We start from the raw sequence: 20,437 nt of genomic DNA, 5'->3' as shown, positions 1-20,437 counted from the left end.
ATTAAATAATAGAGAAAGCATTAGGTGGCGTGCAGGATTTTCGATTTGTCGCTGCCGCCATTGTTTTCATATTTACGCTTATTCTAGTAACAGTAAGGCCTTGGAAGATTGATATAGGGTATGGGGCCTTAATAGGTGCTTTCGTATCGATAATCCTAGGGATTTCTACTCCGGCAGACGTCATTAAAGTATGGAACATCATATGGAACCCTACTTTCACTTTCGTGGCGATAATAGCAATGTCTTTAGTTTTAGATTATGCCGGCTTCTTTGAATACTACGCCATAAGGATATCTAAATTTGCAGGAGGCAACGGAATTAAGCTTTTTGTATTTATCGTAATACTTGGATCGCTAACCGCTGCTTTCTTTGCAAACGATGGCGCGGTACTCGTCCTTACTCCAATAGTATTATCGATTATGGATATGACAGGCATTGGCAAGAAAGGCGCAGTAGCCTATATAATGGCCATAGGTTTTATCTCAGATTCTTCAAGCTTGCCCTTTGTCATAAGCAACCTTGTCAATATAATAGGATCAGGTTACTTCGGCATATCCTTCGCCTCATATGCAAAAGTTATGGTCATACCAGATATCATTAGTGTCGTATCTAGCCTCGGGCTTCTCCTTCTTTACTACAGAAAGGATATCCCAAGAATATACCAAGTCGAATCACTCCCTAATCCAAAAAACGTCATTAAAGACCCTCTAATATTCAAACTGGCCTTTCCATTCATGGCGATAGTTGTACTTGCCTACTTCTTGACAAGCTTCGATCTGGTACCTGTTAGCTTCGTAGCTGTGCCTGCAGCTACAATTCTAATAGTTGTAGCAAGGTACAATCATCGCATAAACACAAGATCCATAATAGCTGAGGCCCCATGGCAGGTAGTAGTATTTTCGCTCGGTATGTACATAGTAGTGTACGGCTTCGGAGACAATGGATTGACATCAGTACTAGTGCATGTAACAAAAAGTATACTCCTATTGGGAAATCCGCTTTCCACCGTACTAGCGGGATTGCTCTTTGGCGCTATGGCAGGAAGCATGAACAACCTCCCTTCCGTTATGATGGGGGCTCTCACTATATCACACTTAAATCAAAATTCTTTCCTAATTTATGCCAACGTCATAGGCAATGACATAGGCCCAAAATTTACTCCGATCGGCTCTCTCGCCACTCTGCTCTGGATTTATACATTGCAAAGAAAACATGGCGTGCAAATTACACCAATTTACTATATGAAGGTAGGATTCATAATCGCATTTCCTGTGCTCGTCTTAACCCTACTGTCACTTTATGCTACAATTTATTTTGGGTTATAATCTTAATGCTTAATCTAATGCCTAGATAATTGCCTAATAAACAAAAATTATCGTAATGCCATTAATCTATTAACCCGCAGAACATGCCAGAAAAATAAATCAAATTTATAGATCTCTAAATTTTGAACGAAACTACTTGCTCATACATATATTATCGATGTGATTCAACATTTGTATCGTTGTTGCATTATTAGCTTAAAGATGTATCTAGGTTAAACCTTGTCGTATGATTAATTTACGAATGTGTGTAATTTATACTACAACGTGCACATGCCATTAAAAATAAATATAACTGACTTCAAAAAATATTAGAAAATTTATCAATTAGAATGCGCTTGGAGCTGGATTATCTGACAGCGGGATTGGAAATGCAGGTATATTTACCGTAGTATTATATACCTCATCTATTAGCCATTGTACTGCGTAAACAGATCTGAAGTCCGGCTGGTTGAAATAGTTATCGTCGAAAATAGTGTAGTATGCCATGTCCTTATACGCAGCTACCTGGTTCATCGGCGGAGAGTTCATTACGTCAACGTTCACGTACTGGTCTAGTATGACTACCTCCGGATCTTCTTTCACTATTAATGATGAGGGTATCGTATAGTATCCTGTTTCATTCGCTATGTTCCGTAGATCTGCGATCCTGAAGAAGTCATTTATAAAGGTCTCGTTTCCAGCAGTCCAGTAGCCACCTTCGGTACTTAGAAGGTAAAACACCGTCTTTTCTGTTCCGTTCGAAAGCATGTTGGCGTCTGTATGGAGATATGCCAGGCTGTTTGCCATCCAGTTTACTATTGCAGACGCATTACCTTCAGTTCCTGTAATGTTGCCTAGTTCAAATATCTGCTGTTCTATCTGAGTGAAATTGTTCTGACCGACTTCTATTACAGGTATGCCCATATCTACGATCTTATTTATCACATTTTGTGGATAATAAGATGGTATGGTTATTACCGCCTGAGGCGAAACGTTCAACAACTCCTCGTAGTTGACACTGTCAAGCTGCCCAACAATTGGTATCTTAAGGCTTATGTTTTTAGGATACGTAGTGTATGTGCTTATCCCAACTATGTCTTTTTCGGCGCCAAGGGCATAAAGATTTGTTGTTATGCTTGGAAGAAGCGAAACAATACGCGTCAAGGGATGCGTAAACGGCAGCTTTTGGCCTGGAAGATAAATAGCAGCCTGGTTTCCTTTACCAATACCGTGTTCGTAGTAGTATGCAGACGTAGCGACAATTGCTATTACAATTATTACGGCCACAGCGATTTTAGTTGCACCTTTCATATTTATCACTAAGTTAATTTCAGTTTCGGTAAAATAACTTTAATATATTAAGATAGCGATCCTTATTAAGCATAAAAATAATTTACTTGTAGTGAAGGTGGGTTAAGTGGTCTTTTCTGATGCCAGGGTCATGGGTTCACGAATAGGCAAGTCATTGACAGGCTATCTGTCAATTATACTTCTTGCTTTCGTTTCCCTCATTTCGCTTGGCATTGGAAGCGTCAATGTGCCCTTAAAGAACACTGCTGAAATAATTTGGGATCAAATTCCATTTTTAAATGCATTGCACTATTTCAGTGTACCTTATACCCAGTATGCAATAATAACTCAGTTAAGAGAGCCCCAGATAGTTGGTGGCATAATAGTAGGATCCACTCTAGCCGTTGGTGGGACAGTTGTACAAAGCATATTCAGGAATCCAATTACAGAGCCGTATATTATAGGAATATCGAGTGGAGCCGCACTTGGGGCGGTAATGACAATAGCACTTTCGCTTAACTTCCTTGGCTATTATACTCTAGAGACCAATGCCTTTGTGTTCAGCATAATTACGGTTGTAATTGTCTACCTTTTGTCATTTAGACATGGAAGGGCCCCACCAACATTTTTGTTATTAATAGGCATATCACTGTCTTTCTTCGCGTCGTCCATCGTTTCGTTCTTAATATTTACTAACGTGAACCTAGCTGGCAGTGAGTATTTCTGGCTCCTTGGTTCTCTGCAAACGTTGAACTGGCAGGAGATTTCAATGCTGATCCCGATCTCCCTCTTGACGTCTATAGCTATCTTTTTTATGAGAAATGAGCTTGATGCTCTTCAAATGGGTGACGAGCATGCACATTCAATAGGCGTGAATGTAGAGAGATCTAAGGCTATGTTGATAGCCCTTGTGACTCTAAGCACGTCAGCAGTAGTTTCGGTCTCTGGCCTCATTGGATTTGTCGGATTAATAATGCCGCACATTTCCAGGATCATATTTGGAGGATCAAACAAATACGTCATACCGTCTTCTGCCCTATTTGGTGCTATTTTTCTTATATTGGCCAATGACCTTACAAAGGTGGTTGTTCATGGCGAAGTAGTGCCAATAGGCATAATAACTGGCATTATTGGAGTTCCTTTCTTTATTTACCTGCTTAGCAGAATGGCCAAGGGTTCTTATATTCAGTAATAATGTCGAATACTCTAAAATACAGTTATATAAAAACAATTATAAATAAATTGAGTTTGAACCTATTGTTATTCCGATAAACGATATTTATATTTTCAGACCCCGTGCTTCCATATGCATAAAATGGAACAACGTGATCAGCCTGATTGATTCGATCCTATTTCAAAAATTTCACTACCTACCGTCTTCTACGAATTATTAAGCGTTAACGTGGGCGATTTTTCAATGCCAAATTATTGATTAGATAATAAAAATAATACATATTTACAAAAATATAAAATTATTCTGTTATGATTCAGCAAACTGCTAAATAATAAGAAAGAATACATCTGGAAGTGTTAACGTCTTATATCGATTTAAAGTAGAATAGTAAGAGAAAAGCCAAAAGGATTATGTTAAATAATGTAGCAACTAAACCGATTCGCTTTAAGGTCATGGATCTTAAAATAGGAACAGATAGAAAAGCAGCAGTTGTTATGGCAAAAAAGAAGAGAAATTCTGTCAGATTTTTAATCAATAGTATGTACAGTGCAAGCAGAACTATTACATAGATAGGGAATAGAGACCTGAACAGAAGAGCATTGAACCGAAATTTATGGATCCTGCTGTTAACTATCTCAACTGGAATTGCAGCTAGAAATATTTCGACTGCTGATAAAATGACAAATATATCGATGCTTTTCAAGGTTAGCCTTGTGGTAAAAGCACCCGATATGATTAAAAAGAAAGAGGTAAGCGTTAATATAGAGATCGCTCTGGTATAAATTTTTCTTTCACCGAGCCAGAAAAAGCCCAAAAATAAAAGAAGTGAGAATATGAATACCGCAACCGAAATGCCAGGCAGCATTCCCCTCGCATATCCATACAGCACCCAGATTAGTATTATACCAGAAAATAAAATAACGTATGGATACTTCCGAAGCAACGTTCCCAAGGGATTCCTGCCGGCCTTGAACAGCCGGAGAACCACCAATATTGGGTCATATATGAAGAAGGTAGTTGCCATTATCAAAAGGGTAAGTGCTCCATAAAGTGGGAATGATTTTTCTACAAATACAGAAATTATTAGAGTATTGAACCATACTACGATGAGGCCATGTTCCTTGGGCAACGAGACCTCTATCTGCATATACAGCTATGTAGAGTAAATATATAGGAATTTGTGCGTTCGATCATGATAGCGCTGATCACAAGTGTAATATCCAGTGAACATATTCGTAAATATGCGAATAATGGTTGCACATACACCTGATCCGGACGATGCATTCATGTTCTATGGAATGTTTGAAGGCAAAATAAGGACATCAAATCAGTACGAGCAAGTGATAAAGGATATAGAGACGCTCAACAAGGAATCAAAAGAAGGCAAATATGAGGTCACTGCAATTTCAGCCAACGGCTACGTACAAGTACGCGATTTGTACAAGCTCACCAGGTCGGGTGCAAGCTTTGGTATAAGTTACGGTCCCATTGTTGTTGCAAGGAATGAAATTGATCTTTCAAAATCAAGGATGGGCGTGCCTGGATTTATGACGTCATCATACCTTCTCTACCGCATGTTCGGCCCTGAGGCAAAAGAATACGTCGAAATAAAGTTCGATGAAATACCAGATGCCATACTAACTGGCAAGGTAGACGCCGGAATACTGATACACGATGAGCAGCTCACTTTCCAAAAGCGCGGCCTTAAAGAAGTATTTGACATTTACAGTGCTTGGAAATCGTATGCGGGTAACCTTCCTATACCCCTTGGGTTTAATGCCATAAGGAAGGATCTTGATGAAGATACTGTAAATAAATTTCTATATGACTTCGAACGGTCTATCCGTTATGCAATGGCCCATGAGGAGGAAGCCGTAAAATACGCCATGAAGTATGCAAGATACACTGATCTTGATCTCGAGAGGAGATTTGTAAGGATGTATGTTAACGAACTTTCTATTGACTTTGGTGATACGGGGAGGAAGGCCCTTGAACTTTACTATAATAGGGCTGCTGGAAAGGGGCTCATCCCTCCCTTCAAGCCAGAGATCGTTTAGAATTGGCTAATTTTATCTCATAATAGGTTGAAGTGTGAGAATACTTCACCTATTTCTTCGCCATAGGAATATGAAGATACAAAGTCGCTTGCTTTTTTCACATTATCTGTGGCGTTTGCAGGGCAGGCCTTAAAAACCGGAAGTTCAAACATGGGCATATCGTTGTTAGAATCTCCAACCACTAGTATCTCTTCATAATTTAATCCATACTTTTCCTTGAGTATCTTTACAGCAAACCCTTTGTCTTCTCCTTTATTCATTAGGTGCCATGAATAGCCGCTGTAAAATACAACTAAACCTCTCTTCTCTGCCTCTGCTTTGACGTAATCCACATCCTTGCCGTCTATATCGAAGCCAGTTGATGCCTCACGCCACTTATTAGTAAAAATAGATCTCATCGATGTTTTCTTTGACATTTCATCTAAGAATGAATTTGTCTTTTCATTACTGAAGAACTTTGTTATGCTTCCATCATTATCGAACATTACACCGCCATTCTCTCCGAAAACAGGGCCGTTTATCCCTATGAAAACTTTAAGGGCGTATACAACCGGAATAACGTTACCGCTAAGCAGCGATACTATGATGCCTTTTTTCTCTGCCTTCCTAATAAATTCTATTGCTCTTGTGGATATCAAGCGATCCTTGTCAGTAAGAGTGCCATCAACATCAATAGCAACTAACTTTATCACGCAAGGAAATAGTTATGTGTCTAATAATAATTATGAGAGGTTGATAACTAAAAAGGACGTATACAGGGTTGCAAACGAAAGGCTATACTATCTCTTTAGTTTGGCCTTTCAAACTGGCGACGAAAGGTACATAGATTTAATGGAGAGGATAGGCCGCAGAATGGATATAACTTTGCCACAGGATATCAAGAGGATGTACTGTAAAAAATGCAAGAAGCCGTACAAAAATGTAAGAGTTAGACTGAAGAAAAATGTTATTACAGTTACCTGCCTAGAATGCGGAGATATTAGACGATTTCAAATTAATCGCTGACGGTCTCAATCTCGAATCTCACGTTATATCCAGCTAGTGTGGCGTGAATCTTATCGGCGAACCATATGGCGTCATCTGGGGTTGCACCATTGCCCCATTCGTATACCATATCGTGCTCACCTATCACGGGTTTAAAACCGAGAGACCTTAACCTGTTGATGACTTCGCTTGGTCTCGCACCTTCACTGGAAAATGAGACCTTTATGTAAGTTTTCATGGTATCTATGGTTTATTGGCATTATCTATAAAAGATTTGTTCATATTATGCCGATCTATTTTATAAGATTGTACGAATTTCTGATAGATATATACCAATTTGTCAAACATTTAAAGACCTGACATTTTATCTTCATTAAGGGATCGGTGATATTGGATTTATTGAATGCTTATGTCGTTCCAACTTTATTATATTAACTGCATTTTGCACCTACCCATACATCAGGCGGGCAATGATTGCCATGTACTTGTTAGAATTTTGTTAAGATATTTTATTGTTCGATGAATATGCCCGTTCTTTCGGATATCTTTCCTTATATTGTGGGGATGGCTTAATTCTCTTCAAATTTGATCGATAATTTGTCATGACATCAGATGTTTATTTCAATTTCTCTTCGCACTTTTTTTATATTGATGCCCTGTTCCCCTTAAAATATTTATGGCAAAATTCCATCTATAAGCGACACTACAAAGGAAGAAAGTGTTATACATGAAGGCTACCATTATCAAAAAAGGAGACATAAGAAAGCTTCTAAAGGAGACCCGCACTGAAAACAAGGCGGACGGAAAAGCTTCTGTTGCAGCAAAGATATTGAGCGACTTTGGTCAAGAGGTTGTATTTATAAAATCTTACGATGGAGAGGATATAGACCTGAAGGTAAAAAATGTAAAGGACGAATACCGATACATAAAGGTCATTAGGTCAAACAAAGGTTTCTTCAAGATTGCCAGTTTCGACATAGCCCATAGGATTGTCGGGAACAGGACACTGTTTGACATAATTATGGAAAGTGAAAAATTCAACTCATCAATAAGAGGCGAAATCCTAAACATGGTTAATTTCCAGATGAAGAGGAGGGCTGCGATCTGGGTCCTTTTTGACTCAGAGAAAGGCACTCTTTACCCGCTCAATACAAAATCAGTTATAGACATAATTTTACATGACTTAGAATACCGTTATGAAAGAGGTATGATAGACAAGCACGTCGATATCGAGGTTCCAACTACCTTTATCGAGAACTTCTGGGCAAGATACCTTAAATCCAAGAATAAAACGCCACATGAAGTATGGAGATCTATGATCGTTTGATTTTCTATAATAAAAGCTGTAAAAATAATTTTTTGGAATGACTATATTGATGCTAAGTTTGATATGGTAGGGCTCTATACTTGCGGGAATGATAATAGTTACAGGCATGCCTGGTGCAGGCAAGGATGAATTTGTGAAGGTTGCACGTTCACTTGGGTTTATGGATCTTCATATGGGTAATACGGTTAGAGAGTATGCCAGTAGGAACGGCATACCGGATGATGACAAAGAAATAGGGAATTTTGCCGCATCAGAAAGAAAAAAATTTGGTATGGACATATGGGCGAGGAGGACTGCGGAGAAGATAGAGAGCGATGAACTTACAGTGATAGACGGCGTAAGGAATAAAGAAGAAATGGACTATTTTTCCAAATTTTCCAAATCGATCTATGTGGTTGCCATATTTGCAAACAGAAAAACTAGGCTGGAGCGCATACTTAAGAGGGATAGGCCAGATGATATAAGGTCGATGGAGGGCCTCATAGAGAGGGATAACAGAGAGCTGTCGTGGGGTATAGGGAACGTAATAGCATTGGCGGACTATATGATTGTTAACGACGAATCCCTGGAGATATTTTATGAAAGATCAAGGAAATTGCTATTCGATCATTTTCTAATCAGAGCTTAGATTGTGCTAAATTTTAAAGGTTTAAGTACTTCTTTAAAGATAGATGGAGCTCTAGGGGAAAGTTTTTATCGGTTTAATTAATCCCGCTTTCACAGTGGGTCCGTAGCTTAGCTAGGTAGAGCGATGGACTCTTAATCCATAGGTCAGGGGTCCAAATCCCCTCGGACCCGTTATATTTTGTGCTTAAAACATGGTTCAATGTTCGAATAGTTCATATATAGTCCTTTATCAAGGCTTTCAAAAAGAAACATATCGATCTAATAAGCAAAAAATAAATGTGGATTGCAAATAATTTTAGCGAAGATGAAACAGCTCGATTATTATGTTAGCGTCTTATTAGGAAATTAGAACTTAGATCTGGTATATATCTAGTGACTTCAGCTATTACTGCAATAGGATCTGACCTCTTCTCCGCCATGGAGTACGAGGGTTCCTTCAGTGTGGTTCATTGGTTTCCGGTTTACCACCTTTATTCTAATCGCTTCATAGCTAGTGGGTGCTCTTCCCATTCCACTGTGAACTGGCATTGTGGCGTAGGCCAAAATTAAATAACTCTTGAGCATGACTAATTAACAAACAAAATACTATACAAATATTTTCCTTGATATTATTATGCCAATTTCTAAAGGCGTTGTTATGGAAATGACAAAAACATTACGAAAGATATATATTAACTTTATTATTTATATAATTAGTATTTGATATAATTTTTCTATTCTTAAGTTTTACATCAGTTCTTCCTTTAGTTGACTCTTCAGCCATTACCTTAGCAGAGTCTAATTAACAAGGCTGAAAGACTCTCTACAGTAATAGTATCAAGTCATATTCTTAATGATTTATGTTAAAATTTTTCATATCTTTGTTCTATGCTTATTATTTTTCGATGATAAAGCAACCGTATTTACCGAAGATTATTAAGCTATTGTTCTCTGATACATGAATATCTGCTGGTAGAAAGAGTAATATCCATTATTTAATTTCAATAATGTATAAACTTGATTTTACTGATCAAACTACTTTCAAATTTCTCTTCAGACAGTAGATCAAAAATCTTTTTACGAAAAATAACTCTGATTGGATAATATAAAATTAACATAAGGTAAGAGAATTTATAACTATATTAGGAGTTCAATTAGGAAAGATCAGGTGAAAGAGATGAGGATGTTTGCTTCGTTATGGCTGCTAACCTAGGCCTATCTAAGAAGGAGGTATTGAGGTTGTATAATAAGGGAACCCATCTTTCTTATATGGAATATTAAGGCTTTTTTCCATTCACTAGTTGCAGTAAGTTCGTTTTCTGCGTGTTGTTATTCGTGCTGACAATGGCTACTCCTTGTATACTTTATTCAAGGGAGTGATGGCGGAGGAAAGAACTTAGACTATTATTAATTATTCTATTTCCAATTTACTTGTTTGCTACAGATAATTTTTCATTTAAATTAGTAGAAACCCTTATTTACGCTATAGATTTATTTTTATGGATGTAACTTTAGATCTACCGTGCATTGTCAAGTTTGTTGACAACTATCCCCTCGGCAATTTACATTATTATAGATAATGCATAGTGCCATTGCCATAACTTTTCTATCAGTATATCGAGAAACACCAACAGTTACTATGGTGATAAAATGAACTGCACTGACACTTGCAATATCTGGGAAGAAGTAGCAGTTGTAGGTTTGTGGAGATTAACAAGTTTACCGGAAGATATATATTTTGGCAATGCGAATTCGCTGCCACTTATTGCCATTGACTTTATCACCGTTTTTTTCGTTTGTACCCCCACAATTTTGATAAGAGTATAACTTGTTGAGCAAATTGATTAAAACACCTTGGTAATCTATGTTATTGCAACAGGAACTCTACCAAAACTTTCCTAGGCGGTGTCAACATGGAATATTCCTAGAACTGTCAAAATAGTTGATGATGGTATCTCTAGCCGTTCTGGCGCTTTTTTCCTAGTTCTATGTTTTACCACGAATTTTGGCACTGAAACGGGAGTCTTGTATATGTCAAATGTAAATGCCAATGTCGGGTATATTGCCGGTATCTGAGTATTGTGAACTGGCAGCACAGGTGCATATGTAGTGTAACAGTTGTCGGTTAATGGTGATGTTACAGCAGCAGTTGGTGATCTAGCAACTGTAGGTGATGTAGTTGGAACATAGATGTAGTATGGAGGCACTGGAAAATCAACTTTTATATACCCTGGAGAACATATTCCACCAGGAGTAGTTAAATTGCTCATTGAAATTATCTATATATATACTTTTCCAACTTTGGTAATATAACTTTGTGTGAGAAATTACTGAGTAAATAATCATGCAACTTTACTCTGTCTTCTCCTATCTCATTGGTAACAGATTTTGGGTCTATCGTAAAGTATACAAATATATTTATAGAGTTTGCAGTATTTGATTTTTATGAAGATACTCTTTGCTCCAATAGGAGATCCTAAAAACTATGACGAAGTAAAATATAGAATAGATGGAAAAGATTACCCATCTAATGCTAGTTTTAAGGTAATTAAAGAAGCCCTTAATATGGATGAGACAATAGTATATGCTGGGCTTAGCTTATGCACTAACTCAAATTATAATGACTACGTTAGTTGTTCAAATTATATTTCAAACCTTGTTAAAGATAAGTTGCAATTAAATGATGAGAGTGTTATAGTAGCCCCCAATATTTATGGAGATAAATTTACTCAGCCTGATGGAAAAAATACACTTTACTTTGACTTTATCTATTATAATACTCTTAAGATTCTTGAAAATGAGAAGCCAGATGAAATATATATTGACATTACTCATGGAATAAATTATATGCCTTTGCTTGCGACAGATGCTATAAGATTAGCAACTTATACTTACTTGCTAGGAAGGAATTCCATAGACTTAGCAATTTTCAACTCCGAACCCGTAATTAAAGGGTATTCCGGTCCATATAACATTGCCAATGTATATTCAGAGAGACTGTACGTTAGACAAGCCTTACTCTCAGTTCTAATGCCCTTTCTATCTAATGAAAATAAGAATAATATCACAAATAAAGTTTTAAAGGGGATAAATAACTGCAACTCTGATTTAATTTACTCTAATGCTAATGCCTTGTTTTCTGGCATATTTCCATTTGTACTACTTTCTAGAAGAGAAATCGAACAATGTATAAAGAGCGTTGAAAGAAAGATAAAAATCTTGGATTATAATAATTTCGGAATTGAGTTCAATACTAGCCATAAACCAGTATATAAAGATACAATGCCTATAGAATTAAGCTATTTACATTCATTATTATATATCATAGAAAAAATAATTGGTAACATGCCAGACAGTTCTTGTGTTAAAATTAGCGATATCAAAGATCTAGCAAAAAGATTCTCTACATCAGAAACTATATCAAAGCTTGTTGAGAGCGAAATTGATAGTATAGAAAAACTTCAAAATATTAGTGATAAACCTCAACTTCTTGCAGTCATTAAACATTCTCAAAGTTCTCCAAAATCTATTTGCCAAGCTGATAAAAGAAATCTCTTAGCTCACGGAGGTTTTGAACAAAACGTTGTGTATTTATGGAGAGAGAATGGAGAAATTTGCGTAAATTATTGTGATTGCATAGAAAATGTAAGGAATCATCTTAAATAATAATTTTTCCTGGCAATTTTATAAGCATTTAATTGTTAGAGCAATGTTTAATCTAATATTTCGTATTAAAATTATTTGAAAAACTAAAAGGAAATGATAGCTTGATGGTATTTGAATGATGCGTTAGCTTAAATTTTAAATTTATTTTTAATTCTAGTAGATATTTTTATTTTAAATTTTATATAAAATAAATAGTTAATCATTGAACGCCTTCCTCAATTTATGCAATAGATAGTCTAAGTATTCTGAAATGTGGTGCACTTTTGAAGCACACTAATACTTTTCAAAATTTTGTGTGGATATGGTATAGTTCTTTGTTATAAAGTTTATAAGCACGATTTTTACTAGTAGTTTTTACGTTTTGCATTACATATATTATATATAAGTGTTTTCGACGGAAAGAGGTATCCTTTATAGCGAAAATCTATTAAAGTTCGTGATTTTGAACTTCATATTTCTTGTCGATACGTGAAAGTAATGTAAAACTTACTAGAAATACTAGTGTACTTCTAGCTAAGATTTTTTACTTTTTTTAGAAATGAATAGCAATTAAATTTGATGAATTGAACGAGATTGCCATTTTTATTTTTGAATATTTATAGTGAAAATAACATATGAAACGTGCTGTAATCCCCATAAACAGGTCAGTTTTACTTTAGTAAGTTCATTTTCGTCAATTGTTAGAACTTATGAATTCTTTGAGACCCAGAAAATTCTTATACTTTACGCAGATTTCAATAGTGTTAACTTGTAAAAATTGAAAGGTATCTTGGATGAATTAAAAGGTAAAGGAATAAACGTAAAATGCGTGAAGTTGACGCTGGAAGCTTTTGAAGATTTCAAAAAAACTTATCTGGTTTCTACTCCTGGGGCTGACATAGTCGAGTTTATTTAACCTTACTTCATTCTCAAAGTTTTCCTTTAGTTAACTACCTTTTTTCCTTTGGATCTTGAATTAGGTATGATTACCCATTTGTTCCTAGAAGTTTGGAGAAAGTTCTAATATTGGGAGATGAAAGGCCTAAGAGTGCAAGTTTAGATCTCAATTTGGATGGTTATTTGGACGATACTGTCTTCACAAGGATAATTGAAGAAGCTGCAGAGAAGCTTAATATAAAACTCTCAATAGAAGATGATGATCTGTATTTAAAACTTAAAGGAAGAGAAATACTTAGCACTGATTCTCCAGAAGACGTCAAATGTTCGTATAACTGACTGGCTTCCGCTGACGGAAACCAAGTACGTAAGGTTAAGGATCCCTTTTTCGACAGACTTGCCTTAGAAATATGCTGTACGTTATCTTTCCAATCTTCAGAAACACGATGAAAGACTAAGAAAGCCCGGCAATGGGGCCTTTAAATAAGGGTACTCTTCTTGCGTTCGTACTCCTGATGAAGATGATCTAGATCTTCTATTCTTGTTTCAAGAAAAATGCATTATAATGCCAAATACATCTAATAGATATAATGAATACCATTATCACAGGAAATCCTCTATTTCCCGACATGAATGTCAGAATAAAATAATACGGCCACACAAAGAAAACTTATTATTTTTTGTTTTTCGTGATTATACAGCATCAAAAGTTTTAGATATCTAACGACATTTCAGACCTTGGCCCATCATTATTTAGTCTTCTCGTGGTCTTAGCAATGGTGCTTTCTGGATCATCCGAACCACAGTGGCAAAGATTCGGAGGCAACATATATTTCAACAAATTTCCATCCACATAGACTCATCAGGATTCAGTTACAGGAGATATGCGGTAATGTGCCCTTCGATCAGCCTTTCATTGCCATTTCCTAGGAATTTCTACCTTGCTGCACGTTCATGTGTTAGGAATGTCTTATGCAATCATCCACTCCCTTTTTATGGACTTGCCAGGCCTCAAATCCCGCTTGCCCTGCGATTATTGTATGGATACATCATGAAAATAAACGTTTTGCAACTCAAATCCTTCCTAAAGATATGAGTATCCTTGTTTGAATCTCTTGTAAGTTTTTTATTTTGTATAGTGAGTTTAATTGAACCATGTATAGAACTGTCACTTGCGAGTTGCGAAAAACGTTATTATTACTTCATGCTATAACTGGTCTGGTGGTGTATTGAATCTTTATGAGTACATGGGAAAAGATATATTCCGCGAATACGGAATCCCCGTACCTAATGGGTACGTCGTCTCAAGTCCACAAGATGTAAAGAAGTTCACAAACCCTGTTGCTGTTAAGTCTCAAATACTTCTTGGCGGGAGAGGAAAGGCTGGAGGGATTAAATTTGCAAAGACGGATGAAGAGCTAAAGAACGCTGTAAGCACCCTGCTCTCAACAAAAGTGAGGAACATGACGGTGACTAAGGTTCTCATAGAGGATATGCTAAACATAAAGCACGAATACTATGTCAGTATAGCCTTAAACAGGGCCGCAAAGTCACCTATGCTAATTGCAAGCGCCATGGGTGGCATGGAGATCGAGAATGTGCCCGATGACAAGATATTCAAGAGGATCATAGACCCATCCCTTGGATATTCCGACTTTATAGGAAGGGAGGCCTCTCAGTTTATGGGCCTTCCTCCAGAACTCTCAAAGCAGTTCCTAGATATACTTAAGAAATTATACAACGTCTATAGAGGGGAGGACTGCGAGCTTGTTGAAATAAATCCACTAGTCGAAACAGGCGACGGAAAGCTTATAGCAGCTGATGCCAAGGTAGTTATAGATTCAGACGCTATATATCGGCATCGCGAGTTCAGTATACAAGATCCGGAGAAAACACCCCTTGAGCTTAAAGCTGAGGGGAAAGGATACGCCTTTGTAGAACTGGACGGCGATATAGGGGTCATTGCAAACGGTGCCGGCCTAACAATGGCGACGCTTGACGCCCTTCTTCTTCATAAAGGTAAACCAAGGAACTTCCTTGATCTTGGGGGTACAGATAACGTAGACATTGTGATAAATGCCTTTGATCTTGTATTAGAGGCTAAGCCCAAGGCAATACTGGTAAACATATTTGGCGGTGTAACTAAGTGTGATACTGTAGCCCAGGGTATAGTAGAGGCCAAGAAGAAATTCGATATAAAAATACCAGTGGTCGTTAGGCTAAGTGGAGTTCACGAAGTAGAGGGAAGGAAGATTCTTCAGGATAACGGAATCGAAGCCTTCTCGGAAATGATGCCCGCAATAGAGAGGGTAACGAAGGTGTTTTAAATGGTTCTGATAGATAAAAATACAAAGGTAATAGTCCAGGGAATAACTGGACACCAGGGTTCTTTCCACACAGGCGAGATGTTGAAATTTGGCACAAACGTAGTAGCTGGCATAGCTCCTGGAAAGGGTGGCACAAAATTCGCAGATAAGGTGCCAATTGTAAACTCAGTTGCTGAGGCTATGCAGTATGAACCAGATGCAACTATGATATCTGTACCAGCACCGTTCGTTAAAGACGCTGCCTACGAGGCAATAGACAATGGCCTCAAGATCGTATACATACTTACCGAACACGTTCCTTACCAAGACACTATGGAGATAGTAAAGGAGGCCCAGTTGCGAAATATTACAGTACTTGGGCCGAATGGCCCTGGGATCACTGTACCCTTTGAATCAAAGATCGGAATTATGCCTAACCACATATTCAAGGAAGGGGATGTTGCAGTTGCTTCAAGAAGCGGCACGTTAACATACGAAATAGTATACGCTATAACAAAGGCAGGGATGGGAGAGAGCACTGTCATAGGACTTGGTGGTGACAGGGTAGTCGGGCTTAGCTTCATAGACGTGCTTAAGATGTTTGAAAACGACCCAAAGACAAAGAAAATAGTGCTTGTGGGAGAAATAGGCGGGAACAATGAAGAGCTAGCAGCTGAGTACATAAAGAAAAACGTCAAGAAAAAGGTTGTAGCATACATAGCGGGGCGCAGTGCACCACCTGGGAAGAGGATGGGGCATGCTGGTGCCATTATAGAGAGGGGAGTTGGAACTGCCGAATCAAAACTCAAGGCCTTCAATTCAGCAGGCGTCAAAGTAGCTGATTACCCGCAAGACATTCCAAAACTGCTGGAGGAATGATCATGGCAAAGAGGGACATTCTTTCAGTACTCGATATGAAGAATGACCTGGATGAAATAATCAATCTCTCCATAGAGCTTAAGAAGAACCGGTACAGGTCATACGAAAGCCTAAGGAACAAAATGCTAGGTCTTATATTCGAAAAGCCCAGTACTCGAACTAGAACTTCATTGGAGGTTGCAATAGACCAGTTGGGCGGCCATGCAGTATACTTGAATCCGTCTGAGATGCAGCTAGGCCGTGGTGAAACCATATCTGATACAGGACACGTACTGTCAAGGTTTCTCGATGCTATAGCGTACAGGGCCTTCGATCACAAAAACGTTGTCGAACTAGCCAGAAGCACAAGCATACCCGTAATAAATGCCCTTGACGATGTTGAACACCCCCTGCAGATAGTAGCCGATTTCATGACGGTAAAGGAAAAAAAGGGTAAATTTAGCGGCTTAAAGTTCTCTTACATAGGGGACGGGAACAATATGGCCAATTCGCTTATGCTTGGAGCTGCCATTCTTGGTGTCGACATTTACGTTGCAACGCCCCACGGGTATGAGCCAAAAAGCGAGTTTGTTGATAAGGCAAAACAGGTTGCTAAAGAAAGAGGCAGTAAAGTGATAATTACAAACGATGCAATCGAAGCTGCAAAGGATGCCGATGTCATATACACTGATGTGTGGATATCCATGGGTGAAGAATCTAAGAGAGGAGAGAAAGAAAAGGCGTTCACGAAATACCAGATAAACTCTGACTTAGTCTCTAATGCCAAGAAAGACTACATATTTATGCATTGCTTGCCGGCCCACCGTGGCTTAGAAGTAACAGATGATGTTGCTGACAGCATAAACAGCGTTATATTCGACGAAGCTGAGAACAGGCTTCACTCTGAGAAGGGAGTACTTTACAAGCTACTCTCCTACTAAATTTATTAGAATATTACTATATTTTTATTTTCTGTAAATTCTTGGATTTGTTCGTATATTGCATAATGAGGAAATATGGCAATAATTGTAAATATTGGGACTATAGATGGAAAGTTTTAAGTCTATTGTAAGATTGTTTGCTTATGGTCTTATCCCGAAAGAAGGATATAAACAGTATAGTTGCCGAAAGGAGGCGAGAATTAAGGGACCTCCCTACAGTGCTCGTTCCAGTTTGGCAGATAAAGATAAGGGAGAGATTCGGGATAAGTGTAGACAGGGAAATAGCGAAATACATAGTTCTGGCTGCACATGAGAATGGGACATGGAAGAGGCAGAGGGCAATGAAGAAGATCGAAAAGCTGCTCCAAGAACGCGGCGAATCTAAAGAAAACTCTGCCAGAATAGCAAAGGAAATTATTGATCTCGTTATAGGGTCTGCAGAATACTGATGGGCATAAAATCTGCTCTTGAAATTCAGCTTCAAAAGCTAAAGCAACCTGAGCACTACGCCAATTATTTAGAGCAGTACATGACGGATGCTTCTTCGGCTGCCTATTTTTTGGTGGAGATATTAGAAGACGGCAATATAAAGGGCAGGACCGTTGTGGATGCTGGAACTGGCAACGGCATACTTGCTTGCGGAGCTTACTATCTTGGTGCCGCTACTGTTTTAGGTTTTGATATTGATGTATCAATGGTAGAAATTGCTAAGCAGAACTGCAATAATGTAAAATTTGAAGTACGTAACGTAAAGGACATTTCAGGAAAATTCGATACGTGGATAATGAATCCGCCATTCGGATCCGTAATGAAGCATGCCGACAGACCGTTCATAGAAAAAGCTTTTGAAACATCAAAGTTCATATATTCTATAGGCAATGCAAAGGCTGAAAGCTTTCTATCAAGGGAATTTTCTGCGAGAGGCGATATTTTTAGAGAGGAACACATAGATCTTTCCGTACCGCGTATCTACGAGCATCATAAGAAGGACTGGACCAGGATACCAGCGGTAATTTTCGGAGTCAAAAACTACAGCTTCTGATCATAATAGCCCTTTGGCACAAACCTGCCCAAGGGATCGCTTATCTCCTCGTAATTATCTATAACGACTTCTCCCCTCATAACAACATGTGAAGGGAATATTGCGTCCATGCCGTTGAATGGGCTCCTTGGGAGTTTTGAATGAAGCCGATCCTCGTTGACTTTCTTTTCGTTTGTAAAATCGACGCACATAAAATCGGCATCGTAGCCTACCTCGATCTTTCCCTTTCGAATGCCGAAAATGGACGGGGGCCTCTCTATCCCCGTTTTGTAGAGCACATCTAAAAATAGTATCTTTTTCTTTACGAGCGCCAGCATGAGCGGTATCCTTGTCTCTACACCTATTATTCCCGATTTTGCGTATTCAAATTCTGCCTTATCCTTTTCCGTATGAGGCGCGTGGTCTGACGAAAGTATGTCGAACTGCCCCGATATATATGCGTATAGCAATCTTTCCTGAGTATTCCGATCCCTTAGGGGAGGATTCACTTTTCCTATACTTCCTAGCGGCATTTCGTCATTTAGAAGAAGGTGGTGAGGAGTTACTTCCCTAAGGAAATCCCCCGAAACCTCTGGGCTCGATACGTGGGCCATTATCTTGCTTTTTAAATTTAGAGAGCCGACGTAACCCGCTGCGGCAAGTTCGCACTCGATAGGGCGCGAAAGGTTGTGCTCCCTCAGGTTCTTCGTTTCGCTTTGATGCTTTCTAAGGCATTCTTCCAGTTCGCCGTGGAATATCACTGTGAAACCTTTCTCGTTGATCATTTCTGCCTCTTGATCGGGTATCGCCATGGTACCTGCGGCATTTGTAGATCCACCCAAGTATACTTTAAGGCCTATGCTCCTCGAATCAACAATGAGTGAATTCGATCCAGTCTCCATTGAGTAGAGGGCAAAGTCTGAATACGAAGTGCCGTTTATAACACCAAGTTTATCGCTGAAGGCATTATAGTCCTTTATCGGTATTATATTATTCGGCATATCCATAACTAGAGTAGTTCCACCAAATATGGCAGAGAGCGATCCCGTGGAAAAATCCTCTTTATCTGTCTCTCCAGGCGTCCTGAAATGTACATGTATATCAGTTGCTGCTGGCAGTACAGCACCTGGAAGGTAACTTCTAGCTATGTTTCCAGCATCCTTTTTTATGGATTCTATTACCCCATCTTTTACGGTAACTTCAAGATAATCGAATTTGCCGTTGTAGTAAAAGTTTCCACAGAATGCCCTATCCATTCCTATCCCTTGCGTAGTTCACAAGGCTGTCGTAGAAGATTTTGCCTGCCACTTCGTCCTTCTCGGTTTCAAGATACATAGCCTGATATCTATAATATATTCTCTCCGGATGGGGCATTAACCCTATTACGTTTCCTGCTTCGTTTGATAGAGAGGCAACAGAATCAATAGATCCATTTGGATTCCAAGGATACTCATCAGTAACGTCATTCTCATTGGAATATTTGAATACGACTTGGTCATTCTCGTAAAGTTTCTTCAATACACTCCTTTCGCTTACCGCGATCCTGCCTTCAGCATGAGCTACTGGAACCTGGAATACCCCTTTACCGTAAAATCCACTCTGAAATATCCTGTTCCTTGAAGTCATCTTCATATATGTATATCTGCATTCAAACCTATTAGATTCGTTGTTTGTAAGAGTGATCTTGCTGCGATCGTAAATCAGTCCCATCTCCATTAGGACTTGGAAGCCGTTGCATATGCCTATGAGTGGTTTTCCATCATCTACGAATTCCCTTATCTCTTTGCCCGCAACCGCACCAAGGCGGGCGGCGAATATAACGCCTGCCCTAATGTAGTCGCCGGCTGAAAATCCGCCAGGAATTATGAGACCGTCATAATCCGATACACGCTTTCTCCCTGCAGATAAATCATTTATATGGATAAAATCAGGAGATCCACCGCTCCTTTTTACAGAGTAATAGACTTCGGTTTCGTTGTTGGTTCCCTCCATAAGGAGGATGCCAATTTTTGGAGATTGCTTCATAC

21 protein-coding genes and 1 tRNA gene are annotated in these 20,437 nt (G+C 38.5%); 14 read left to right on the top strand and 8 right to left on the bottom strand.

Translation table 11 applies throughout. The features are described 5' to 3' along the window. The first annotated feature begins 29 nt into the window (after positions 1-29). On the top strand, positions 30-1,325 hold the full coding sequence (locus tag TVG_RS01495; protein ID WP_010916543.1) for an arsenic transporter: 1,296 nt from the start codon (positions 30-32) through the stop codon (positions 1,323-1,325). Between the two features lie 324 nt (positions 1,326-1,649). Here the strand turns inward: TVG_RS01495 and TVG_RS01490 are convergent, their stop codons facing one another. Next, positions 1,650-2,615, bottom strand: a complete 966-nt coding sequence (locus TVG_RS01490) for an ABC transporter substrate-binding protein (protein WP_010916542.1) — start codon at positions 2,613-2,615, stop codon at positions 1,650-1,652. 106 nt (positions 2,616-2,721) lie between these two features. On the opposite strand from TVG_RS01490, the gene TVG_RS01485 reads away from it, so the two are divergent. After that, a complete protein-coding gene (locus TVG_RS01485) occupies positions 2,722-3,786 on the top strand; it encodes a FecCD family ABC transporter permease (protein WP_010916541.1) in 1,065 nt (354 codons plus the stop codon). A gap of 346 nt (positions 3,787-4,132) precedes the next feature. Here TVG_RS01485 and TVG_RS01480 read toward each other — a convergent pair whose 3' ends face one another. Next, on the bottom strand, positions 4,133-4,915 hold the full coding sequence (locus TVG_RS01480) for a hypothetical protein (protein WP_010916540.1): 783 nt from the start codon (positions 4,913-4,915) through the stop codon (positions 4,133-4,135). A 94-nt stretch (positions 4,916-5,009) separates the two neighbouring features. Between TVG_RS01480 and TVG_RS01475 the strand changes: the two genes are divergently transcribed. Continuing rightward, positions 5,010-5,825, top strand: coding sequence for an MqnA/MqnD/SBP family protein (locus tag TVG_RS01475; RefSeq protein WP_010916539.1), 816 nt, complete (start codon positions 5,010-5,012; stop codon positions 5,823-5,825). 17 nt (positions 5,826-5,842) lie between these two features. Here the strand turns inward: TVG_RS01475 and TVG_RS01470 are convergent, their stop codons facing one another. Continuing rightward, entirely contained in the window at positions 5,843-6,517 is a 675-nt protein-coding gene (locus tag TVG_RS01470) for a phosphoglycolate phosphatase (RefSeq protein WP_010916538.1), read from the bottom strand. Between the two features lie 40 nt (positions 6,518-6,557). On the opposite strand from TVG_RS01470, the gene TVG_RS01465 reads away from it, so the two are divergent. After that, a complete protein-coding gene (locus tag TVG_RS01465; protein ID WP_010916537.1) occupies positions 6,558-6,830 on the top strand; it encodes a ribonuclease P protein component 4 in 273 nt (90 codons plus the stop codon). Here the strand turns inward: TVG_RS01465 and TVG_RS01460 are convergent. Continuing rightward, a complete protein-coding gene (locus tag TVG_RS01460) occupies positions 6,820-7,047 on the bottom strand; it encodes a hypothetical protein (RefSeq protein ID WP_010916536.1) in 228 nt (75 codons plus the stop codon). The two genes, TVG_RS01465 and TVG_RS01460, sit on opposite strands and share 11 nt — an antisense overlap. Positions 7,048-7,536: 489 nt before the next feature. On the opposite strand from TVG_RS01460, the gene TVG_RS01455 reads away from it, so the two are divergent. The 3 genes from TVG_RS01455 (at position 7,537) to TVG_RS01445 (ending at position 8,934) form a co-directional block, all read left to right on the top strand. Then, the gene (locus TVG_RS01455; protein ID WP_010916535.1) at positions 7,537-8,136 is read left to right on the top strand and encodes a hypothetical protein; all 600 of its coding nucleotides are present in this window, start codon (positions 7,537-7,539) and stop codon (positions 8,134-8,136) included. Positions 8,137-8,224: 88 nt separating this feature from the next. Next, entirely contained in the window at positions 8,225-8,764 is a 540-nt protein-coding gene (locus TVG_RS01450) for a dephospho-CoA kinase (protein WP_010916534.1), read from the top strand. Between the two features lie 96 nt (positions 8,765-8,860). Beyond that, a tRNA-Lys gene (locus TVG_RS01445) sits at positions 8,861-8,934 on the top strand. A 207-nt stretch (positions 8,935-9,141) separates the two neighbouring features. Here TVG_RS01445 and TVG_RS08430 read toward each other — a convergent pair. Together TVG_RS08430 and TVG_RS01440 are read right to left on the bottom strand one after the other, a co-directional pair. Beyond that, entirely contained in the window at positions 9,142-9,327 is a 186-nt protein-coding gene (locus TVG_RS08430; protein WP_156769042.1) for a hypothetical protein, read from the bottom strand. Positions 9,328-10,640: 1,313 nt separating this feature from the next. Beyond that, the gene (locus tag TVG_RS01440) at positions 10,641-11,012 is read right to left on the bottom strand and encodes a hypothetical protein (protein WP_048053921.1); all 372 of its coding nucleotides are present in this window, start codon (positions 11,010-11,012) and stop codon (positions 10,641-10,643) included. Between the two features lie 175 nt (positions 11,013-11,187). On the opposite strand from TVG_RS01440, the gene csx1 reads away from it, so the two are divergent. The 7 genes from csx1 (at position 11,188) to TVG_RS01405 (ending at position 18,431) form a co-directional block, all read left to right on the top strand. Then, positions 11,188-12,408 (top strand): CRISPR-associated CARF protein Csx1, encoded by a 1,221-nt coding sequence (gene csx1 / locus TVG_RS01435; RefSeq protein ID WP_010916533.1) that lies wholly within the window; start codon positions 11,188-11,190, stop codon positions 12,406-12,408. Positions 12,409-13,413: 1,005 nt separating this feature from the next. Then, positions 13,414-13,623: a hypothetical protein gene (locus TVG_RS01430; RefSeq protein WP_156769041.1), complete on the top strand. Its 210-nt coding sequence runs from the start codon at positions 13,414-13,416 to the stop codon at positions 13,621-13,623. Positions 13,624-14,513: 890 nt separating this feature from the next. Beyond that, positions 14,514-15,611: an ADP-forming succinate--CoA ligase subunit beta gene (gene sucC, locus TVG_RS01425; RefSeq protein WP_010916532.1), complete on the top strand. Its 1,098-nt coding sequence runs from the start codon at positions 14,514-14,516 to the stop codon at positions 15,609-15,611. Next, positions 15,612-16,469: a succinate--CoA ligase subunit alpha gene (gene sucD, locus TVG_RS01420; protein WP_010916531.1), complete on the top strand. Its 858-nt coding sequence runs from the start codon at positions 15,612-15,614 to the stop codon at positions 16,467-16,469. Further along, complete coding sequence (argF, locus tag TVG_RS01415) at positions 16,466-17,389, top strand: ornithine carbamoyltransferase (RefSeq protein ID WP_010916530.1); 924 nt, start codon at positions 16,466-16,468, stop codon at positions 17,387-17,389. Before sucD ends, argF begins: the two co-directional genes overlap by 4 nt. A 143-nt stretch (positions 17,390-17,532) precedes the next feature. Continuing rightward, a complete protein-coding gene (locus TVG_RS01410; RefSeq protein ID WP_010916529.1) occupies positions 17,533-17,838 on the top strand; it encodes a hypothetical protein in 306 nt (101 codons plus the stop codon). Continuing rightward, positions 17,838-18,431 carry an METTL5 family protein gene (locus tag TVG_RS01405; protein ID WP_010916528.1) on the top strand — a complete coding sequence of 198 codons (594 nt, stop codon included), beginning with the start codon at positions 17,838-17,840 and terminating at the stop codon, positions 18,429-18,431. Before TVG_RS01410 ends, TVG_RS01405 begins: the two co-directional genes overlap by 1 nt. On the opposite strand, the gene TVG_RS01400 is transcribed toward TVG_RS01405, so the two are convergent. Both TVG_RS01400 and purQ read right to left on the bottom strand, forming a co-directional pair. Continuing rightward, positions 18,419-19,666: a dihydroorotase gene (locus TVG_RS01400; protein ID WP_010916527.1), complete on the bottom strand. Its 1,248-nt coding sequence runs from the start codon at positions 19,664-19,666 to the stop codon at positions 18,419-18,421. The two genes, TVG_RS01405 and TVG_RS01400, sit on opposite strands and share 13 nt — an antisense overlap. After that, positions 19,659-20,435: a phosphoribosylformylglycinamidine synthase subunit PurQ gene (gene purQ / locus TVG_RS01395; protein ID WP_010916526.1), complete on the bottom strand. Its 777-nt coding sequence runs from the start codon at positions 20,433-20,435 to the stop codon at positions 19,659-19,661. The genes TVG_RS01400 and purQ overlap by 8 nt, the downstream gene beginning before the upstream one ends. Between the last annotated feature and the right edge of the window lie 2 nt (positions 20,436-20,437).

Origin of the sequence: Thermoplasma volcanium GSS1 (assembly GCF_000011185.1) — an archaeon.
In the GTDB taxonomy this organism is placed as follows: domain Archaea; phylum Thermoplasmatota; class Thermoplasmata; order Thermoplasmatales; family Thermoplasmataceae; genus Thermoplasma; species Thermoplasma volcanium.
Note: the sequence above shows the minus strand (reverse complement) of the source record. Positions and strands in the feature narration are given on the sequence as shown.

Coding starts and splice junctions, on each gene's coding strand:
- csx1 (WP_010916533.1), top strand. CDS start 11,188: ATGAAGATACTCTTTGCTCCAATAGGAGATCCTAAAAACTATGACGAA.
- argF (WP_010916530.1), top strand. CDS start 16,466: ATGATCATGGCAAAGAGGGACATTCTTTCAGTACTCGATATGAAGAAT.
- TVG_RS08430 (WP_156769042.1), bottom strand. CDS start 9,327: ATGCTCAAGAGTTATTTAATTTTGGCCTACGCCACAATGCCAGTTCAC.
- TVG_RS01475 (WP_010916539.1), top strand. CDS start 5,010: ATGCGAATAATGGTTGCACATACACCTGATCCGGACGATGCATTCATG.
- TVG_RS01460 (WP_010916536.1), bottom strand. CDS start 7,047: ATGAAAACTTACATAAAGGTCTCATTTTCCAGTGAAGGTGCGAGACCA.
- TVG_RS01410 (WP_010916529.1), top strand. CDS start 17,533: ATGGTCTTATCCCGAAAGAAGGATATAAACAGTATAGTTGCCGAAAGG.
- purQ (WP_010916526.1), bottom strand. CDS start 20,435: ATGAAGCAATCTCCAAAAATTGGCATCCTCCTTATGGAGGGAACCAAC.
- TVG_RS01490 (WP_010916542.1), bottom strand. CDS start 2,615: ATGAAAGGTGCAACTAAAATCGCTGTGGCCGTAATAATTGTAATAGCA.
- TVG_RS01405 (WP_010916528.1), top strand. CDS start 17,838: ATGGGCATAAAATCTGCTCTTGAAATTCAGCTTCAAAAGCTAAAGCAA.
- TVG_RS01480 (WP_010916540.1), bottom strand. CDS start 4,915: ATGCAGATAGAGGTCTCGTTGCCCAAGGAACATGGCCTCATCGTAGTA.
- TVG_RS01455 (WP_010916535.1), top strand. CDS start 7,537: ATGAAGGCTACCATTATCAAAAAAGGAGACATAAGAAAGCTTCTAAAG.
- TVG_RS01440 (WP_048053921.1), bottom strand. CDS start 11,012: ATGAGCAATTTAACTACTCCTGGTGGAATATGTTCTCCAGGGTATATA.
- TVG_RS01450 (WP_010916534.1), top strand. CDS start 8,225: ATGATAATAGTTACAGGCATGCCTGGTGCAGGCAAGGATGAATTTGTG.
- sucD (WP_010916531.1), top strand. CDS start 15,612: ATGGTTCTGATAGATAAAAATACAAAGGTAATAGTCCAGGGAATAACT.
- TVG_RS01400 (WP_010916527.1), bottom strand. CDS start 19,666: ATGGATAGGGCATTCTGTGGAAACTTTTACTACAACGGCAAATTCGAT.